12 protein-coding genes, 1 tRNA gene and 1 pseudogene are annotated in these 20,327 nt (G+C 67.7%); 11 read left to right on the top strand and 3 right to left on the bottom strand.

Annotated elements, in window-relative coordinates; genetic code table 11:
- Positions 1-68 precede the first annotated feature (68 nt).
- The 4 genes and pseudogenes from fdh to ACFQQD_RS00330 form a co-directional block, all read left to right on the top strand.
- Positions 69-3,392, top strand: a pseudogene (fdh, locus tag ACFQQD_RS00345) (formate dehydrogenase); the annotation flags it as partial.
- Between the two features lie 159 nt (positions 3,393-3,551).
- Positions 3,552-4,790: a 4Fe-4S dicluster domain-containing protein gene (locus tag ACFQQD_RS00340; protein ID WP_378085031.1), complete on the top strand. Its 1,239-nt coding sequence runs from the start codon at positions 3,552-3,554 to the stop codon at positions 4,788-4,790.
- Positions 4,787-5,941 (top strand): NrfD/PsrC family molybdoenzyme membrane anchor subunit, encoded by a 1,155-nt coding sequence (gene nrfD, locus ACFQQD_RS00335; protein WP_378085029.1) that lies wholly within the window; start codon positions 4,787-4,789, stop codon positions 5,939-5,941. The genes ACFQQD_RS00340 and nrfD overlap by 4 nt, the downstream gene beginning before the upstream one ends.
- Positions 5,942-6,066: 125 nt before the next feature.
- On the top strand, positions 6,067-7,497 hold the full coding sequence (locus ACFQQD_RS00330; RefSeq protein WP_378085027.1) for a sugar porter family MFS transporter: 1,431 nt from the start codon (positions 6,067-6,069) through the stop codon (positions 7,495-7,497).
- Here ACFQQD_RS00330 and selD read toward each other — a convergent pair.
- On the bottom strand, positions 7,484-8,482 hold the full coding sequence (gene selD / locus ACFQQD_RS00325; RefSeq protein ID WP_378085025.1) for a selenide, water dikinase SelD: 999 nt from the start codon (positions 8,480-8,482) through the stop codon (positions 7,484-7,486). The two genes, ACFQQD_RS00330 and selD, sit on opposite strands and share 14 nt — an antisense overlap.
- Positions 8,483-8,592: 110 nt before the next feature.
- On the opposite strand from selD, the gene ACFQQD_RS00320 reads away from it, so the two are divergent.
- From ACFQQD_RS00320 to selB, 3 genes are all read left to right on the top strand, one after another.
- Positions 8,593-8,687, top strand: a tRNA-Sec gene (locus tag ACFQQD_RS00320).
- Positions 8,688-8,755: 68 nt separating this feature from the next.
- Positions 8,756-10,063 carry an L-seryl-tRNA(Sec) selenium transferase gene (gene selA / locus ACFQQD_RS00315; RefSeq protein WP_378085023.1) on the top strand — a complete coding sequence of 436 codons (1,308 nt, stop codon included), beginning with the start codon at positions 8,756-8,758 and terminating at the stop codon, positions 10,061-10,063.
- 1 nt (position 10,064) lies between these two features.
- Positions 10,065-11,951, top strand: a complete 1,887-nt coding sequence (gene selB / locus ACFQQD_RS00310) for a selenocysteine-specific translation elongation factor (RefSeq protein WP_378085021.1) — start codon at positions 10,065-10,067, stop codon at positions 11,949-11,951.
- 39 nt (positions 11,952-11,990) lie between these two features.
- Here selB and ACFQQD_RS00305 read toward each other — a convergent pair whose 3' ends face one another.
- A complete protein-coding gene (locus ACFQQD_RS00305; RefSeq protein WP_378085018.1) occupies positions 11,991-12,749 on the bottom strand; it encodes a hypothetical protein in 759 nt (252 codons plus the stop codon).
- Positions 12,750-12,862: 113 nt separating this feature from the next.
- On the opposite strand from ACFQQD_RS00305, the gene ACFQQD_RS00300 reads away from it, so the two are divergent.
- From ACFQQD_RS00300 to ACFQQD_RS00285, 4 genes are all read left to right on the top strand, one after another.
- Positions 12,863-13,486 (top strand): thymidine kinase, encoded by a 624-nt coding sequence (locus ACFQQD_RS00300; protein WP_378085016.1) that lies wholly within the window; start codon positions 12,863-12,865, stop codon positions 13,484-13,486.
- Positions 13,487-13,605: 119 nt separating this feature from the next.
- Positions 13,606-15,927 (top strand): transglycosylase domain-containing protein, encoded by a 2,322-nt coding sequence (locus ACFQQD_RS00295; RefSeq protein WP_378085014.1) that lies wholly within the window; start codon positions 13,606-13,608, stop codon positions 15,925-15,927.
- Positions 15,928-16,073: 146 nt separating this feature from the next.
- Positions 16,074-17,219: an acyl-CoA dehydrogenase family protein gene (locus ACFQQD_RS00290; protein ID WP_378085012.1), complete on the top strand. Its 1,146-nt coding sequence runs from the start codon at positions 16,074-16,076 to the stop codon at positions 17,217-17,219.
- Between the two features lie 71 nt (positions 17,220-17,290).
- The gene (locus ACFQQD_RS00285; RefSeq protein WP_378085010.1) at positions 17,291-18,223 is read left to right on the top strand and encodes an NADP-dependent oxidoreductase; all 933 of its coding nucleotides are present in this window, start codon (positions 17,291-17,293) and stop codon (positions 18,221-18,223) included.
- 18 nt (positions 18,224-18,241) lie between these two features.
- Here ACFQQD_RS00285 and ACFQQD_RS00280 read toward each other — a convergent pair whose 3' ends face one another.
- Positions 18,242-20,305, bottom strand: a complete 2,064-nt coding sequence (locus ACFQQD_RS00280) for a VWA domain-containing protein (protein ID WP_378085008.1) — start codon at positions 20,303-20,305, stop codon at positions 18,242-18,244.
- Positions 20,306-20,327: the final 22 nt, after the last annotated feature.

The raw sequence follows: 20,327 nt of genomic DNA, 5'->3' as shown, positions 1-20,327 counted from the left end.
GCCCACCTTATCGACACGAATTCGAAAACGCCTGTCATTCGCCCCCGAGGTGAACTAGCGTAGGAGTCATGTCAGGAAAGGGCTTTCTGGGGTGGCCGGTGCTCCGGCAATTCCGTACTGCGGACTCATCAGGCCGCAGCTCTTCCGTGGTGTCCAAGAAGACCACGGAGATCACCGCCCGGACCTCCACCGCGGACCGGGCCGTCCAAAGCGTCTGCCCGTATTGCGCCGTCGGCTGCGGTCAGAAGGTCTTCGTCTCGGACGAGAAGGTCGTCCAGATCGAGGGCGATCCGGATTCGCCGATCTCTCGAGGGCGGTTGTGCCCCAAAGGCTCCGCCAGCGAGCAGCTCGTCAACTCGAGCACCCGTCAGACCACCGTGCTCTACCGTGCGCCACGGGCCACCGACTGGCAAGAACTCGATGTCGAGACGGCCACCGAGATGGTGGTCGACCGTTTCCTGGAGTCCCGTCGCAACAAGTGGCAGGACACGGACGATCAGGGCCGCCACCTCGGCCGCACCATGGGCATTGCCTCGCTCGGTGGTGCGACCCTGGACAACGAAGAGAACTACCTGATCAAGAAGCTCTTTACGGCGGCCGGCGCCATCCAGATCGAGAACCAGGCCCGCATATGACACTCCGCCACGGTTCCCGGTCTGGGGACCTCCTTCGGGCGCGGCGGCGCCACCCAATCGCTGCAGGACATGGCCAACGCCGACTGCATTGTCATCCAGGGCTCCAACATGGCCGAGGCCCATCCCGTGGGCTTCCAGTGGGTGACCGAGGCCAAGTCGCGGGGTGCCAAGGTCTTCCACGTTGACCCGCGGTTCTCCCGGACCTCTGCGGTGGCGGACAAGCACGTCCCCATCCGCGCCGGATCCGACATCGTCCTGTTGGGCGCCTTGATCAACTACGTCATCGAGAACGAGAAGTGGTTCCCGGAGTACGTCACCGCGTACACCAACGCTGCCACGATCGTCGGCGAGGATTTCCGCGACACCGAGGACTTGGACGGCCTGTTCTCCGGCTTCGACCCGGAGACCGGCGGTTACGACATGTCCAGTTGGGCCTATGAGCCGGAAGAGCGGCATGATCCCGACGTCGGCGACGAGTCCAGCGATATCGACGACGCCGCACCATCAAGCGAGGACGGCCGGTCGGGTGAGCGCCACGTTGAAGACCGGGGCGCGGAGAAGTCGGTGTCGGCGGGTGGCGATCAGTACGGCATGGGCGGTCCGGGCGTCGAGTCGAGCCGCCCGAACCGGGACGAGACACTGCAGCACCCACGCTCGGTGTTCCAGATCCTCAAGCGTCACTATGCGCGCTACACCCCGGAGATGGTGCGCGACGTCTGCGGCATCTCCATCGCTGATTTCGAGGACCTGGCGCGGACCATCACCGAGAACTCCGGCCGGGAACGCACTACCTGTTTCGCCTACGCTGTCGGCTGGACCCAGCACACCGTGGGAGCACAGTACATCCGCACGGCCACCATCCTCCAGCTGTTGCTGGGCAATGTGGGCCGTCCGGGCGGCGGCATCATGGCCTTGCGCGGCCACGCCTCCATCCAGGGCTCCACGGACATTCCGACCCTGTTCAACCTGTTGCCCGGCTACCTGCCGATGCCGACGGTGGAGAGCGAGGATCTGAGCACCTACCTCAGCGGCATCGCCACCAAGCAGCAGAAGGGCTTCTGGGCCAATGCCGACGCGTACACCATCAGCCTGCTGAAGGCCTGGTGGGGCGGTGCGGCCACCGAGGAGAACGACTGGGGCTACGGGTATCTCCCGCGACTGACTGGTCCCCATGGGACATATCAGTCGGTGGAAGGCATGATCGCCGGGGAAGTCGAAGGCTACTTCCTGCTGGGCCAGAACCCCGCCGTCGGGTCGGCCAACGGGCGCATGCAGCGGATGGGGATGTCCAACCTCAAGTGGCTCGTCGTCCGCGACTTCCAGCTCATCGAGTCCGCCACGTGGTGGAAGGACGGTCCGGAGATCGAGACCGGGGAGCTGAAGACGGAGGACATCGAGACCGAGGTGTTCTTCTTCCCGGCGGCGAACCACGTCGAGAAGTCCGGCACGTTCACCCAGACGCAGCGGCTCGTGCAGTGGCGTCATCAGGCCGTGCATCCGCCGGGAGACGCGCAAAGCGAACTGCAGTTCTTCCATGAGGTCGGCAAGCGCATCCGCGCCCGGCTGGCCGGTTCCACCGATCCGCGGGACCGCCCGTTGTTGGATCTGACGTGGGACTATCCGGAAGACGACCATGGTGAACCGGATGCCGAAGCGGTGCTGGCTGAGATCAACGGCCGGTTCGTCTCCGGACCCGACGCCGGCAAACCGCTGTCCACCTTCAACGAGATGAAGGCGGACGGTTCCACCGAGGGCGGTTGCTGGATCTACACCGGCGTCTACGCCGACGGGATCAACCACGCCGCCGACCGCAAACCGGGACAGGAGCAGGACTGGACGGCCTCTGAATGGGGCTGGGCCTGGCCGGCCAACCGGCGCATCCTCTACAACCGTGCCTCGGCCGACCCTGAGGGCAAGCCGTGGAGTGAACGGAAGAAACTGATCTGGTGGGATCCGGACCAGGGCAAGTGGGTGGGCGACGACGTCCCGGACTTCCCGCTCACTCTCGCCCCCGGTACCCAACCGGACCCCGATGCCGGCGGACCGGCCGCGCTCGCGGGAGACGATCCTTTCATCATGCAGGCCGACGGCAAGGGCTGGCTGTTCGCGCCCAAGGGCATGGTGGACGGTCCTCTGCCGACCCACTACGAGGCACAGGAGTCTCCGGTGACCAACGCGCTCTACCGGCAGCAGCACAATCCCACGCGGATCACCCTGCCCCGGACGGACAACTACAGTGCGCCGAGTGCCGGCACACCGGGATCGGAGATCTATCCCTTCCTGTTCACGACCTACCGGCTCACGGAGCATCACACCGCCGGCGGCATGAGCCGTTGGCTGCCGTACCTGTCTGAGTTGCAGCCGGAGATGTTCTGCGAGGTCTCACCGCAGCTTGCGGCCGAGCGTGGGCTCGAGCCTTACGGTTGGGCCACCATCGTTTCGGCGCGCACGGCCATCGAGGCCAAAGTGCTGGTCACCGAACGGATGAAGCCGTTGCAGGTCGGCGGAAGGACGGTCCACCAGATTGGTCTGCCGTACCACTGGGGAGTCGGCGGTGACGCCGTGGTCAGTGGTGACTCGGCGAACGACCTGATTGGGGTGACTCTGGATCCCAACGTCCTGATCCAAGGATCCAAAGTCGGCGCCTGTGACATCCGTCCAGGCCGTCGCCCACGGGGCACCGAGTTGTTGTCGATGGTGGCCGGGTACCAGGATCGTGCCGGCTTGACCACTGAGAGTGGCAACGAGGGCGTGACGGGCAGTGGTATCCCGGGGGGCGCCGCGTCCGATGCTCTCTCTCACCAAGGGCAGGCGGGCGAGCCGAGGCGCCGTGCCGGAAAGCACACCGGGGCGCACACTGGAGTGCAGGCCGAGTCTCCAGACCACCCGAGCACCGAATCGACGAGGGAGGACTAGATGGCGCACTTGACCGCACCGTATGACGCCGCGGTGGACGGAAACCCCACGGCGGACGCCCGTTACGAGCACCCTCAACCGCGCAAGGGCTTCTTCACCGACACGTCCATCTGCATCGGCTGCAAAGCCTGCGAGGTGGCGTGCAAGGAGTGGAACCAGAACCCGGTGGACTCGGACTACGAGCTGTCCAATTCCTCCTTCGACAACTCGGAGGGCCTGGGCGCTGACACCTGGCGCCACGTGGCCTTCATCGAACAGGACCGCGAACGCACCGAACAGGCCCGTGAGTCCGGCCGTGCCCTGGTGAGCCTGGGCATGCCCACTGTTCGTTCCGCTCCCTCTGGTTCTCCCGCTTCTTCCGCTTCTTCCACTTCTGCCGGTCCTTCGGCCGATTTGGCGCCCGCTCCGGACCTCGGGGGCCTGGATGTGCTGTCCTCCCTCGGCGGGCCGGTGGACTCCTCAGCCGTGGACACCACGCCGCCGGACACGCCGGAATTCCGCTGGCTGATGTCCTCGGACGTGTGCAAGCACTGCACCAATGCCGGCTGTTTGGACGTCTGCCCCACGGGGGCGCTGTTCCGCACTGAGCACGGCACGGTGGTCGTCCAGGACGATGTCTGCAACGGCTGCGGGACCTGTGTGGCCGGCTGCCCCTTCGGCGTGATCGAGCGCCGCAGTGACGGCATCGCCCAGCCCAAAACCGACCGGGCGCCGGCACCGGGTGCGCACGCTCAGCCGGGACCCGGGCAGGCGCCTCAGAAGCCGCCGAAGCCGGGCAAGCCCGAGAAGAAGGAGAAGGCCCCGAAGAACCACAATGCCGGCGTGGCTCAGAAGTGCACCCTGTGCTACGACCGCATGGTCGACGGACAGACCCCGGCGTGTGCGCAGGCCTGCCCCACCACGTCCATCAAGTACGGCGAACGCGAGGACATGCGCGTCACCGCTCAGGAACGGGTGGCTCAGCTTCACGCGCAGGGCCGCACCGAGGCCCGGCTGTACGGGGCCAACCCGAAGGACGGCGTCGGGGGCACCGGTTCCGTCTTCCTGCTCTTGGATGAGCCCGAGGTCTACGGCCTGCCGCCGGACCCCAGGGTTCCCACGGCCGACCTGCCACGGATGTACAAGCGGGCCGGGATGGCCATGGCGGGCATGGTGGCCGCCGCCGGCCTCGCCTTCCTCAGCGCCGGTTCGAGCAGAGCCGGTTCGATGAGCGCCGGCTCCAGCGGAGGGCTGCGGTGACGACGTCAGAATTCGACGCCTACCGCCCGCCCGAGGAACCCAAGCGGCGCCGCCGTCGGGCTGCCGTTTCACCGGACCAGCCGGGGCAGCGGGACCGCAAGAGGCGCAGCGGCCTCGCCCCGGCCACCAGTGACGGTGCGCGGGAGATGGCCATGGTGCCCGAGCCGAGTTTCACAGCCTCGGACAGCTCGGACAGCTCGGACAGTTACTACGGCCGCCCGATCATCAAAGCACCGCCGTGGGATGAGCGCGTCGCCACCTATCTGGTGTGCGGTGGCATCGCCGGAGGGTCGTCCCTGTTGGCCCTCGGCGCCCAGCTGACCGGCCGTGACGTGCTGCGTCGCAACACCCGCCTGGCCGCGCTCGGCACCGCGGGAGTCGGCGCCGTGGCCCTGATTGCAGACCTGGGGCGCCCCGAGCGGTTCCTCAACATGATGCGCACCATCAAGCCGTCCTCGCCGATGAGTCTGGGCTCCTGGATCCTCGCCGGCTTCAGCACCGGCGCCGGAGTGGCGGCCGCGGCAGACGTGGACCGGCTGTTGGGGGAGAGGCTTCCGCTGGGGCCGTTGCGCGGCCTGTTGCGCGCCGTGGAGACTCCCGCCGGCGTGGTGGCCGCCCTTTTGGGCGCTCCGTTGGCCGGATACACGGCGGTGCTGCTCTCGGACACGGCGCTGCCCACGTGGAACCACGCCAAAGACCACTTGCCGTTCGTCTTCGTCAGTTCCGCTAGCCTCGCGGCCAGCGGACTGGCCATGATCACGACGCCGGCCAGCCAGACCGCGCCCGCCCGGGCCCTCGCGGCGGCCGGGGTGGTCGGGGACGTGGTGGCGACCCGGGTGATGGAGCACCAGATGGACCCGGTGGCCGTCGAGCCGCTGACCATCGGCCGTCCCGGCACCCTGATGAAGTGGAGCGAACGCCTGGCGATCGCCGGAGGCGTGGGGGCGCTGTTCGGTGGGCGGCACCGGTGGCTGGCCGCTCTTTCGGGCGCCGCTCTGGTCACGGCCTCGGCCTTCACTCGCTTCGGTGTGTTCTATGCCGGCAAGGACTCGGCGAAGGACCCGAAGTACACGGTGGAGCCGCAGCGAAACCGACTGGCCGCGCGTCGTGCCGCGGGCATCACGGACGATTCGATCACCACTGTGCGGTGATCCGATAGGCTCCCGCTGGGTGCCTGTCACGATGAACGGGCCGATCCCGCTGGGCGAGGTGCCGAGAATTCCGTGCGCGAAACCGTAGGGTATGGGCATCATTGTCGTCTCCTGCGAGGAACCGTATGGCCCCGAAAGATCCGATCAGCCGGCTTAATGCCCGCGTCATCGGCATATGCATCGCCGCCGCCCTGGGCGGCTTCCTGTTCGGTTTCGACACCTCGGTCATCAACGGGGCCGTCGACGCCTTGTCCGAGGAGTTCAATCTCGGTCCGGGGCTGACCGGTTTCGCGGTTTCCTCGGCGCTGATCGGCTGCGCCGTGGGAGCCTGGTTCGCCGGGCCTCTCGCCAACCGGTTTGGGCGGGTGCCGGTCATGCTCGTGGCCGCGGTCCTCTTCTTAGTCTCCGCGCTCGGTTCGGGACTGGCCATCGGGGTCTGGGACCTCATCCTCTGGCGCGTGGTCGGCGGCCTCGGCGTCGGCGCCGCGTCCGTGATCGCCCCCGCCTACATCGCCGAGGTCAGCCCGGCCGGCGTCCGGGGTCGCCTCGGATCCCTTCAGCAGCTGGCCATCGTCTCCGGCATCTTCGTCGCCCTGCTCTCGGATGCCCTCTTCGCCAACGTGGCCGGCGGCGCTGCCGAAACATTCTGGCTGGGCCTGGAGTCCTGGCGCTGGATGTTCCTGGCCGAGGCCCTGCCCGCGGTCCTCTACGGTCTGTTCGCCTTCCGGCTGCCCGAGTCGCCGCGCTTCCTGGTGGCGCGCGGAGACGTGGATCGCGCAGCCCAGGTCCTGTACGACTTCACCGGCGTGGAGAGGGTCAACCTCAAGATCCAGGAGATCCGCGACACCCTCGACTCCGAACACCGCAGCTCCTTGCGCGACCTGCTCGGTCCGCTGATGGGCCTCAAACCGATCGTCTGGATCGGCATCGCCCTCTCGGTGTTCCAGCAGTTCGTGGGCATCAACGTCATCTTCTACTACTCCACCACGCTGTGGCGTTCCGTCGGTTTCGAGGAATCGGACGCCCTCACGGTCTCGGTGATCACCTCGGTGACGAACATCGTGGTGACCATCGTGGCCATCCTGCTCGTGGACCGGGTGGGCCGGCGGCCGATGTTGTTGGTCGGCTCCACCGGTATGGCGGTGTCACTGGCGCTGATGGCGGTGTCCTTCTCCTTCGCCACCGCGGTCGAAGGCGCCGATGGAACGGTCTCGGCCGAACTCGGCCAGCCCTGGGCCACGGTGGCCCTGCTCGCGGCCAACGCCTTCGTGGTGTTCTTCGGTGCCACGTGGGGACCGCTGGTGTGGGTCCTGCTGGGGGAGATGTTCCCCAACCGCATTCGCGCCGGCGCGCTCGCCGTGGCCGCTGCCGCTCAGTGGGCCGCGAACTTCACCGTCTCCACCACGTTCCCGTGGCTCTCCGGGATCGGGCTGAGCTTCGTCTACGGCCTGTACGCCGCCATGGCCGCGCTGTCCCTGATCTTCGTCTGGCGGTTCGTCCGGGAGACCAAGGGACTCGAGCTGGAGGAGATGACCGACTCGCTCAGCAGACGGTGAGTCCCGAGCCGACGACCGTCTCGCCGATGACCGGGTAACCCGGGACCTCCCCGACCACCAGCAGGCCTCCCGAGGTCTGCGCGTCGGCGAGCAGGAGCAGGTCGTCTTCGGTGATCGACGCGGCCGCTGTCAGGTGCGGACGGACCCAGTCCAGGTTCCGCCGAGTGCCGCCGGAGATGTAGCCGTCGCGCAGGGCCTCGGCGGCACCGTCCACCAGCGGCACGGCCGAGCGGTCGAGGACGGCACCGACGCCGGAGGCCCGGGCCATCTTGTGCAGGTGGCCCAACAGCCCGAAGCCCGTCACGTCGGTGGCGGCCGTGATCCCGGCGGCCAGTGCGGCGGCCGCGGCATCCCGGTTCAGGGCCGTCATCGTCTCGACGGCGGCCTCGGAGACCTCCCCGGTCTGCTTGTGGCGGTTGTTCAGCAGCCCGACGCCGATCGGCTTGGTCAGCGTCAAGGGCAGCCCGGCCTGGGCGGCGTCGTTGCGCAGCAATCGGTCCGGGTGGGCGGTGCCGGTCACGGCCATCCCGTAGGTCGGTTCGGGGTTGTCGATGGTGTGGCCACCGATGACGGGTGTTCCGGCCAATTGCGCGACGTCGAGTCCGCCCCGGAGCACCTCGGTCAGCACCTCCAGGGGCAGAATGCCGCGGGGCCAGCCCACGAGATTGATCGCGACCACCGGTGTGCCGCCCATCGCGTAGATGTCGGACATGGCGTTGGCCGCCGCGATGCGCCCCCAGTCGTAGGCATCGTCCACCACGGGGGTGAAGAAGTCTGCCGTGGAGAGGACGGCCAGCCCGTCCTGGATCCGCACGGCCGCCGCGTCGTCGCCGTCGTCCAAGCCGACGAGCACCTCAGGGTTCGTCTGCCCACCCAGGCCCCGGACTGCCTCTTCCAGCTCGCCGGGCGGGATCTTGCACGCGCAGCCGCCACCGTGGGCGTAGCCGGTCAGCCGGAATTCAGTGGGGGTTCCTGCAGTCTCCATACGGGAAGCCTATCGGCGGTCCAGCGCTGCTCCGTCCTTGTCTCGGTCCTTGTCTGTCCTCGTCCGTCCTTGTCTCGGTCGGCCGCCGTCGTGCTGGTAAGTTCGGGGACGGAGGCGTCTGAGTCCTGGTGGGCTCCCCGGTCTTCAAAACCGGTGAGGCCGAGCATCTCGGCCTGGCGGGTTCGATTCCCGTCCGCTTCCGCCAGCGCACGTCCATTACTGGACACCCGCGGCTCCCCGCCGCACACCAGCAGCCGGACACGAGGAGAACCTGTGAGCGACCAGCAGGGCGACCCCCGGCGCCGGATCCCGCGCACCGACGACCTGCTGTCCCTGACCGAGGTGGAACAGGCCCGTCGACGCCTCAGCGAACAGGTCGTCCGTTCCCTGATCTCTCGGACGCAGTCCCGCGCTCGCTCGGGGGAGATCGCCCCGGAGGATGTGGTGCCCGTGCTCGTCGAGGCGCTCTCTAACCGGACCACCACGAGCCTGCGCCCGGTCCTCAATGCCACCGGCGTCGTCGTCCATACGAACCTCGGCCGCGCACCGCTGTCACCGGCCGCCGTGGAGGCCCTGATCTCCTCGGCGGGTTACGTCGATGTCGAGATGGATCTCACCACGGGCCAGCGCTCGAAGCGCGGCGCCGGCACCCGTGAAGCTCTGCTGGCGGCGTGTCCGGCCGCTGAGGAAGCCCTGGTGGTCAACAACGGGGCGGCGGCGCTGATGCTCGCCACCACGGCACTGGCCGACACGGGCGAGATCATCGTCAGCCGCGGGGAGCTGGTCGAGATCGGCGCCGGGTTCCGCCTACCGGACCTCATCGCCTCCACGGGCACCCGGCTCCGTGAGGTCGGCACCACCAATCGGACTCATCCAGAGGACTACGCCGATGCCGTCGGCCCGGACACTGCCGCCCTGCTGAAGGTCCACCCCAGCAACTTCCGTATCGGCGGTTTCACGTCCGCCGTCTCCATCAGCCAACTGCGCGTCCTCGCCGATCGCCACGGCCTCCCGCTCATCGTGGATGTCGGCAGCGGGCTTCTCGCCCCGGACCCGGCGCTGCCCGAGGAGCCCGATCTGACCAGCGCGCTGCGGGACGGCGCCGACGTCGTGATCGCCAGCGGTGACAAACTGCTCGGCGGGCCTCAGGCGGGCCTTCTGCTGGGCCGCACCGAGACGATCCGGCGGCTCGCGAGGCACCCGATGGCCCGGGCCGTGCGGGCGGACAAGCTGACCCTTGCGGCCCTGGAGGCGACTCTCACGGGGGGCCCTGCACCCGTGGCCCAGTCTCTGCACGCCGACGCCGGCCGTCTGCGCGAACGGGCCGAACGGCTCGGCGCGACGCTCGGAGCCCCCGTCGTCCCGCACGATGGACGCGTGGGCGGCGGGGGAGCACCCGGCGTGCCGTTGCCCGGCTGGGCCGTCCGCCTGCCGGAGGAGCTGGCGCCGCACCTGCGCACCGGGACTCCCGCCGTGCTGCCGCGAGTGCACGAGGGCGCGTGCCTGCTGGATCTGCGCTGCGTCCCCGAGAACGACGACGGCCGGCTGGCCGAGGCCGTCCGTGCGGCCCAGGAGCGCTGACGTGCATGTCATGGCCACTGCCGGGCACGTGGACCACGGCAAATCCACGCTGATCCGCGCACTGACCGGCATGGAACCCGACCGCTGGGCCGAGGAGAAGCGCCGCGGACTGACCATCGACCTCGGTTTTGCCTGGACCCAGCTGCCTTCGGGGCGCGAGGTCGCCTTCGTGGACGTCCCCGGCCACGAACGCTTCCTCGGCAACATGCTCGCCGGTCTCGGTCCGGCTCCTGCGGTGTGCTTCGTCGTCGCCGTGGATGAAGGGTGGCAGGCCCAATCCGGTGATCACCGAGACGCCATCGCCGCCCTGGGCATCCGGCACGGGATCATCGTCCTGACCAAGGCCGATCGCGCCCCGGACCGGGTGGACGCCGTGCTGGCCCAGACCCGTGCCGAACTCGCCGGCACCGGGCTGTCCGAGGCGCCCGCCGTCGTCGTGTCCGCTCGCGAGGGCACCGGACTGGACGCACTCCGCCGGCAGCTGGACGAGACCCTGCGTGCCGTGCCTGAACCTCCGGCCACTGGTCGCATCCGCTTCTGGATCGACCGTTCGTTCACCGTCAAGGGTGCCGGGACCGTCGCCACGGGCACCCTCACCGCCGGCACCCTGACGGCGGACGACCGGCTGGAGCTGCTCGGGCAGAACACTCGGCAAACGGTCACAGTGCGCGCGCTCCACAGCAGGAATGAGCCGCAGCAATCCACCGGGCCGACCCAACGCGTGGCCGTCAACCTCCGCGGGGTCTCGGCCGACGACGTTCACCGCGGGGAGGTGCTGGTGACGCCGGACGCCTGGCCGCTGACCGACGTCGTGGATGTCCGCCGCTCCACCGGTACCGAACTCAGCGAGGCCCCGAGTTCATTGCTGGTCCATGTCGGAACGGCGACCGTTGGCGTCCGCGTGCGGCCCTTCGACGGTGGCCATGCCCGGCTCACCCTCGAACGCCGGCTGCCGTTGATTCCGGGCGACCGACTCGTCCTGCGTGATCCCGGAAGCCGGACGGTGTTCGGTGGCGTCCACGTGCTCGACGTCGATCCACCCCCGCTGACTCGGCGCGGGGACGGCACCCGGCACGCCGCCTACCTCAACACCGTGCCCGACGGCGGTGACGCCCGCCTCGAGGTGGTGCGCCGCGGCGCGGTGCGGGAAAAGTTCCTGCGCACACTCGGACTGGTCGGCGCCGAGGCTGACAGCGGGGCCGCGGCCGATGAGGGGTCTGGACCTGCGACTGATCGCGTGCCCGAGGGTGTTCGGTCCCTCGCCGGCTGGTGGGTCCACGAGCCCGTGTTGGCGGCATGGTGCGAACGGCTCAGAGCTGCGGCGCGAGGGCTGTCCGAACGCGATCCGCTGGCGGCCGGACTCACTCGTGGCGCGGCAGCCGATGTGCTGGCCGCTCAAGACCTGGATTCGGCACAGGTGGATTCGGCGCAGCTGGAAAAGGGGCTGCTGGAAACGGGGCTGCTGGATGTCGTGGTGGCGGAGGCGGGACTGCGGCAGGAGGGCGGTTACCTCTCATGGCCCGGTGCTGATGCGGGCCTCGGCCCGGCGGAGCGCGCGATCGCCACCCTGGAGGCGCGACTGGCCGAGAATCCGTTCGCCGCCCCGGAAGGCGACGATCTGACAGAGCTGAACCTGGGCCCGAGGGAACTGGCGGCAGCCGAACGGACCGGACGTCTGATCCGGCTCGACGGGGCAGTGGTCCTGCTGCCCACCGCCCCCGCGCTGGCCATGCGTTCGCTGGCCCGGCTGGAGCAGCCATTCACCGCCAGTCAGGCCCGGCAGGCGCTGGGCACCACGAGGCGCGTGATGATTCCCCTGTTGGAGCATCTCGACGCCCGCGGATGGACCCGTCGCGTGGACGGGAGCCGGCGCGAAGTGGTCCGGTAGTTGGCGCGATCCTGGCACGGTCCCGGCAGGATCCAGCGGTCACGAAGGATCCCGGAACTCACCCGTATACCAGTCCTCAGGGTATCGACCACCGCCATCGCGGCGGTCGTCGTAGACGATCTCTCCAGACCAGTGCTCCTGTCCTGTCCAGTGCTCTTGTCCTGACCAGGAATCCTGTCCCGGCCAGTACGTCGAGTAGCCAGAGGGCCATCCACCACGAAGGAAGTCTTCGGCGGCGCGCTCAGCCCTGGTGGCGATGTGGTCGAAGAAGCTCTTGCTCACGTCACGTTCCAGAAGATGCCGCGCGAGCCGATCCCGGAGTTCCCAGGAGAGAGGAGCCTGACTGAGCGCGCACGCCACGGCCAGATCGACCAGGTCATGGTCGGTCAGTGCGCCCAGGCCCCTGGCGTCGGCCGCCTCCTCAACCTCCCGGCGAATCTCCCATGGCGATCGGGGCTTCTGTGACAGGGCTGTCAGCCAGTCGTAGTTTCCGTCCTGATCCAACTGACGAAGTCGTGCGGGGACGAGGTCCGGCGGAAGGTGCCGTTCCTCCACGGGGAGTATTCGCCGGAGCTGTGGGCGCAGGCTGTTCTCGGAACGCCCGATCCTCCGGGCAATGTGTTCCAGATTGCAGCCGTCTCGGGCCGCGCGGACAATGCCGGCGAAATCGTCCTCGTTCCATGGTTGACCATGGCGTCGTGGTGGATCCCCTGGCGTATCCGGTTGCTCGTCCTCGTCGGGAGGGACTGTCTCGTGAATCCTGGTGGTCGTGTCGGTCAGGGTGGTGATGTCGGTCATGAGTCCACTCTGGTCTGCTACAGCTCGGACTGGTCCCGGAGATCTGCGATCAGTGGACACGGTCGCGACAGCGGTGACCTGTGGAGGAACCCGTGGAGTGCCATCATGGGGCCATGGACAGTGATCACCGGCGTGGGGGCATCGAGGTCATCACCGGCCCGATGTTCGCCGGAAAATCCGAGGAACTCATGCGTCGGGTCCGTCGGGCGACCATTGCCGGACAGCAGGTGGTGGTGGTTCATCACGCCCTCGACGACCGTCGCGGAGTCGGTGCGGTGTCCTCGCATGCCGGAGGCCGGATTCCCGCGCACGCCGTCGCCGGGGCAGCCGACCTTCAGCGTCTGGTGACCGGTCAACCGGAGTCGGAGCCAGCGCCAGCGACTGCCAGGAGTGACGTCACCCTCGAGACCACAGCCGTCGATCTGGTGGCCGTCGACGAGGCGCAGTTCTTCGGCGAAGACGTGGTGCCGGTGGTCGTGGACCTGGCTGACCGGGGCGTCACGGTGGTGGTCTCCGGGCTCTGCCTGACCTTCGACGATCAACCCTTCGAACCCGTGCCGAGTCTCATGGCCTGTGCCGAGTCGGTGACCAAGCTGTTGGCCGTCTGCGCCGTGTGCGGCGCTGACGCGCCGTTCCATCGGCGGACGAGCGCCGGCGTCGGGAATGCGCTCGCGTCCAGCAGAGACCATGTGGGTGGCGGGGATCTCTATCAAGCTCGTTGCCGCCGGCACCGCTGAGCCGACGCTGAGCCACGGCAGAATCCGCTGAGCCGCCGCTGGAGCAGGACTGATCTCGGCCAGAGGTTTTTGACCTTCCATGGAGGGTTCGTTCAGAAAGTGCTGCCATCGTGATCGGAATGAGCTTTGTCCAGAAGGCGACCTCCACCACGGCGGGCAAGATCATGGCGTTCCTGGGGATCAGTGTGCTGTGTGGCCTCCTCGTGGCGGGGCTGTTCCTGCCCCTGGCGGTGACCGGTGGCGCCACCGCCGCCACCGGATCCGACCTGATCGAGGAGTTCCCGGCAGAGTTGCGCGAGGAGCCGGTCAGCGTGCCGTCCCGCGTGCTGGCAGAAGATGGGACGGAATTGGCGCGGTTCTACGCCGAGAACCGTCAGCCGGTGACGCTGGATCAGGTCAGTTCGTCCATGAAGGATGCCATCGTCGCCATCGAGGACGAGCGGTTCTACGAACACGGGGGAGTGGATCCACAGGGCGTCGGACGTGCGCTGGTCTCCAATGTCTCCTCGGGGACTCAGCAGGGTGCCTCGACCATCACTCAGCAGTACGTCAACAACATGCTCGTCAACGCGGACATGCTCCGCGGCGAGGAGCGGCTCACCATCTCCGGGACCAAGACCTACGCGGACAAACTCAAGGAGATGAAGCTGGCCGTATCGGTGGAACAGGACCTTTCCAAGGAGGAGATCCTCGAGGGCTACCTCAACATCGTGCTCTTCGGAGGTCGGAACTACGGCGTGGAGGCGGCCGCTCAGTACTACTGGGGTGTTCCGGCGGCGGAGCTGGATCTCGCCCAGTCCGCGACGCTGGCCGGCCTCGTGAAGTCGCCCAACGGCTACAACCCCGAAACGCACCCCGAGGAAGCCGTCGCGCGCCGCAACGTGGTCCTGGACTCCATGCTGCAGCAGGGCAAGATCAGCGAGCAGGAACACGAGCAGGCCACCTCCAGCGGGTTGGACCTGAACATCAACCGCCAGTCGACCGGCTGCATCGCTGCGTCCCAGGCACCCTACTTCTGCGACTACGTCAAGAAGGAAGTGCTCGCAAACGAGGCGTTCGGTCCGGACGTCGAGTCCCGCGAAGAGTTGCTCAACCGGGGCGGACTGGAGATCAAGACCACGCTGGACACCAGTCTCCAGAAGAAGGCACAGGACTCCGTGGAGAAGACGGTGCCGGTCGGGGATTCCTCCGGCGCCGGTTCCACGCTGGTGACCGTGGAGCCGGGTACCGGCAACGTCAAGGCGATGGCCCAGAACACCCATTACTCGCCCGAAGGGGGAGAAGGCACCGGAAACACGGTGTTGAACCTCAACGTGGACGCGGCTCAGGGCGGCGGCAACGGCTTCCAGGGCGGTTCCTCCCTGAAGCCCTACGTCGCCGCGGCATGGTTGGAGAACGGCCACTCGATGTATGACATGGTCGACGCCTCGCAGGACTCGTGGCCGCAGGGCTCCAAATTCAAGGCCTCGTGTCAGCCCGGCGGATCGATCTCCATTCCGGAGGACTGGGAAGTGAACAACGTCATCGGCGATATGAAGCGCGAGATGACGGCTGACTTCGGCCTCTATTGGTCCATCAACACGGTCATGGTCAACATGGCCGAGGAACTCGACCTCTGCGACATCACCGACGTCGCCTCCCGACTCGGCGTGCACCGCGCCGATGACGGCAAGCCGCTGAACCCGGCCAACCCGTCCTTCATTCTCGGCGCCGAGGAGTTCGCGCCGATGACCCAGGCCGCCGCGTATGCGGCGTTCGCCAATGACGGTCAGTACTGCCGTCCCCGCGCTTTGTTGTCCGTGAAGGACGCCAGCGGCAAGACCTACGACGTCGGCGCCCCCGAGTGTGAGGAAGCGATCGATCCCGAGGTGGTCGCCCAGCTCAACGAGACGCTGACCAACATCGCCACCCGCAATGCTGAGGAGACGGGGCAGCCGGACGTGACCGAGCAGGTGCCGATGGGCGGCAAGACCGGCACGAACAACTCGCAGTCCTCCACGTGGTACATCGGCTACACCTCCGGGTTGGCCACGGCCAGTTGGGTCGGTCGGTTCACGGACTTGAGGTCCTTGGCGGGCGAGCCGATCAATGGACAGAAGCACGAGGACTTCTGGGGAAGCACTCTGGCTGCGCCCCAGTGGTTCGATTACATGGGCGGCCTGTCGGACCAGTATCCGGCCCAGGAGTTCCGCAAGCCTCAGGACTCGCCGTTCGAGAATCCCGAGTCGCGCGACCGTTACCAGATGGGCGGAGACGGCTCCGAGCCGGGCCACGATCCCTCGCGACCCGGTGACGCCGCCGACGGCACCCTGGACGACCCGAACGCCAATGCGGAGGACGCGGAGCAGGATGCAGGGTCGGAAGCAGAGTCTGATGCAGGGTCGGGTTCGGACGACGGCTCGGATCCAGCTCCGACCACGGAACCGTCGACGGCGCCGTAGTCGAGGGCGCCGTCGTCGGCAGTCGGGCGGAGCCGTCGGCAGCGGGGCGTGTGATCCGGCTCTCGATTCCCAGGCTACTGACGAGTAGTGTTTTCAGAGACCAGCCTCCACCACGGTGGCTGTCATTCTCTGGGAAGGACCGCACCATGCGCCGTCGCATCTTTGAGACCGACCACGAAGACTTCCGCGACGCCGTGGCGGAGTTCGTCCAGCGCAACGTCACCCCGAACATCGAATCCTGGAGTGAGGCGAAGGGCCTGCCGCGCCAGTTCTGGACCCAGGCGGGGGAGCAGGGGCTACTGGGGCTCGAGGTCCCCGAAGAGCACGGTGGCGGCTATCCGCGCGACTACCGCTTCAATGCGGTCGTGTTCGAGGAACTGGCCAAGGCCAGCTTCGCCGTGGCCTCCTGCGTGGGCATTGATGCCGACATCGTCCCGCCGTACATCGTGGAACTCGGCACCGAGGAGCAGCAGGCTCGGTGGTTGCCCGGAGTGGCGGAGGGATCCACGATTACCGCCATCGCCATGACCGAACCGTCCGGCGGATCCGATCTGGCCAGCCTGAAGACCACGGCCGTCCGGGACGGAGACGACTGGGTGATCAACGGGTCCAAGACCTTCATCACCAACGGCTATTCCGCCGATCTCGTGGTGGTCGCCGCTCGGACCAGTCCGGAGAAGAAGGCCAAGGGCATCACCCTGTTCGGCGTGGAATCCGGCACGGAGGGCTTCGAGCGCGGACGGAAGCTGGACAAGGTCGGTCAACCGGAGTCCGACACCTCTGAGCTGTTCTTCCGCGACGTGCGAGTCCCCTCGGAGAACATCATCGGCGAGGTGGACACCGGCTTCATGCAGATGATGAGGAATCTGCCGCAAGAGCGTCTCGGGGCCGCCGTCTACGGATTGGCACACGCCCGCCAGATCCTGGACGAGACCATCCTCTACGCCCGAGAGCGCCAGGCCTTCGGCCAGTCCATCGGCGCATTCCAGCACAACAAATTCTTGCTCGCCGAACTGGTGACCAAGGTCGAGGTGACGCAGGCCTTCCTCGACGACGCCATCATGGCCCACACTGCCGGCGAACTTTCAGCGGTCGACGCGGCCAAGGCCAAATACTGGGCCTCGGACGTCCAGAACGACGTCCTCGATCATTGCGTCCAGCTCTATGGCGGTTACGGCTACATGAACGAGTACCGGGTGGCACGGGCGTGGAAGGACGCCCGCGTGAACCGGATCTGGGCGGGCTCGAACGAGATCATGAAGGAGCTCATCGGCCGCGACCTGGGCCTTTGATGCTCGCGTCGGGACGAGCTGGGTGGGGAATGATCAGGAATAACCCTGGAGATCGTCCGGTTGCGCTGAACATGCGAGCTATTGGATTCCGTGAACCTGGTGAACCAGACGTCCTCGAAGTGGTCGAGTTGCCCGATCCGACGCCCGGCGACGGCGAAGTCGTCATCCGCGTCCACGCGGCGGCCGTCAACCCCACCGACACTGCCCGTCGCTCCGGCTTTGCCGGCCCCTCCAAGCAACCGCCGCCATACGTGCCCGGTATGGATGCCGCCGGGATTCTCGAGGAGATCGGCCCGGGAGTGCAGACCGATCTGTCCGTTGGTGACCGCGTGATGGCCATCGTCCTGCCTCGCGGATCCCATGGGGCGTATGCGGAGAAGGTCGCCGTGCCGGCCGACTCCGTGGTCGCCGCTCCGCGAGACACCAGTCACGCCGAGGCCTCGACCCTGCCCATGAACGGACTCACGGCCCGGCGGTCCCTGGACATGCTGGGACTGGAGCCCGGCAGTACTCTCGTCGTGACCGGCGCCGCGGGGGCCATGGGCGGTTATGCCGTTCAGTTGGCCAAGGCCGACGGGCTGTTCGTTATCGCCGACGCCGCGGAGAAGGACGAGACGCTGGTCTCGGACTTGGGGGCCGACGTCGTGCTGCGCCGTGGTGAAGGCTTCGCCGAGCGGGTCCGAGAGCGCTATCCCGACGGCGCCGACGCGGCGATCGATGCGGCTCTGCTGCTGGACGCCGTCGCCCCGGCCGTGAAGGACGGCGGAACGATCATCACCCTGCGCGGCCAGGAGGGCACCCCCGAACGGGACGTCGTGTTCCGGCCCGTCTTCGTGGCCGAGTACGCCACCGAGCACGAGAAGCTGGACACGCTGCGCCGTCAGGCCGAGGACGGCACCGTGACGCTCCGCGTGGCCGAGGTGTTGCCCAAGGAACAGGCACCCGAGGCCCATCGCCGGTTGGACGCCGGGGGAGTGCGCGGTCGGCTCGTCCTGGAATTCTGAGCTGCTCTATACAAACCTCTAACCGAGGTCGAAACCGTCGAAGCTCGGCTCGTCCGCGTACCCCTGACCTCGTGAGCGCAGGAATTCCCCGACGACGGCGGCTCCCAGATCTTGAGGGTCCGGTGCCACGACGCGTCCGCCCACCCGGCGAGCCATCGCCGCCAGGAAGCGTTCCAGTCCGGGATCGCTGCCCAGTCGAAAGAACGTGGATTCCGTTCCGAGGCGACCCACCCGGTCGAGCTCGGCCACCGTGGCCCGGAGCGTCTCGGGTTCAGGCGGGTACGAGAACCAGGCCTCGGGTCCTGCCGGGCCGTGCGGCATGAGGTGGGCGGTGGGCTCGCCGTCGGTGACCACCAACAGGACGGGCTGCTTGGTGGGGTGCTGCCGGAAGAACCGGCTGGCCAACAGCAGCCCGTGGTGCAGGTTCGTGCCCTGTTCCCGCAGTGGGGGCAGTGACGTCAGTTCTCCGATGTCCACTCTTTGGGCGTAGCGGCCGAAATTGATCAGTTGCAGCTGGTCGCCCCGGAATCGGGTGGAGACCAGATGGTGCAGGGCGAGCGCGGTCCGCTTCATCGGCACCCACCGCCCCTCCGCGGCCATCGAGAACGAGGTGTCCACCAGCAGGGCGACCGCCGCTTGGGTGCGGGCCTCCGTCTCCTGGACTTCGACGTCGCCGACCTGGATCGACAGGCCCGCTCTCGGGTCGAGTCCCTCCGCGGCTGTGCGGCCGATGGCGTTGGTGATGGTCTTGGTGACGTCCCACGGCTCGATGTCCCCGTATTGCCACGCGCGGCTGGATCCGGTGAGTTCCCCGGCGGCGCCGGAGTGGCGTGTGTCGCGCTGACCCTGACGGCCGGAGAGGCGGCCGGCGGCGTCCTTCAACAGGGACTTGCCGAGTTTCCGCATGGCCCTCGGAGACAATTTCAGGTCCCCGTCGGTGCCGCGTCGCAGCAGATCGCTGTCCCGGAGGGCCTTCTCCAGCTGCGTCAGAGTTCGAGCGTCGACGGCGGCGTCATCGCCGAGCTGGCGGGCCAGCTTGTCCACGTCCACGTCGTCCAGCACCGACCCGGGATAACCCTGGGAGAGCTGTTCGGCCAGCTCGTCGAGGTCGGCCAGGTCCTGCAGCACCCCGGTGCCGTCACCGAGACCGAGGCCCTGATCGCCGTCGAACTGCTCCGATCCGGTCCAATCCTCACCGGGGCGCAGCCCTTGGAGGTTCGCGTCGAGGCGGTTCAGCTGCTCCATGAGCTCCGGCGAGCCGAACGCCTGGGCGGAGAGGGCCATGAGCTCTTCGCGCTGTTCCGGGGACATGGAACGGAGCATGCGCTGGGCCGCCGCTGACCGTTGAGCAAGGGTGTCGATCAGTTCGTCGATGTTCTCCGGGTTCTCCGGGAACTGGTCGCCGTGCTTGGACATGAAGTTGTCGAAATCAGCAGCGGTGTCCTCACCGCGCGAGTGCTTGTCGAGAAGCTGGTTGAGGTCGCGAAGCATCTCGGCGATGGCCGCTCGATCCTCATCGGTGGCGTTCTCCATGGCGTTCTTCATCCCGGCGAACCGCTGGTCCAGCATCTCCCGGCCGAGGAGATCCTTGATGTCCTCGTAGCGTTGCCGGGCCGTGTCTGACTGCCAGTCGTAGCCGGACAGCTCGGTCACGGCAGCGGCGGTCGACGGCGGCAGGTTCTGCAGCTGCATCTCCCGGAAGGACCGGTCGGTGTCGTCCATCCGAATGTCCCGGGCCAGCTGCTTGCGCTCTTCCAGCACGGCCTCGTCCAAAAGCCTCTTGGCCTCCTGCAACGTTCCGTCGAGCCGGTGACGGCCGAGGAGCTCTCGACGTCGTTGCTGTACCCGGCCGGCGAGATCGTCCAGCCCCGGCATGTCGCGGCCGCCGCGGCGGAGGAACTCGCGCAGCGCCTGTTCGGGGGAGTACCCCGCCATGACGTCCTCCGCGACCGCGTCCAGGGCTTCGGAGAGGTCGATGGGCGGGGCCAGCGGATCCGGACCGCCGGTGTACCGGCCGTAGCGGGAAGAGCCGTGGCGGGGCGAGTAGCGGGAGGAACGGGGGGAGGGATTGCGAGGGTTCATGATGCCTCCTTACCGAGGCTGT

The organism is Citricoccus sp. GCM10030269, from assembly GCF_042665635.1.
Classification (GTDB): Bacteria; Actinomycetota; Actinomycetes; order Actinomycetales; family Micrococcaceae; genus Citricoccus.
Note: the sequence above shows the minus strand (reverse complement) of the source record. Positions and strands in the feature narration are given on the sequence as shown.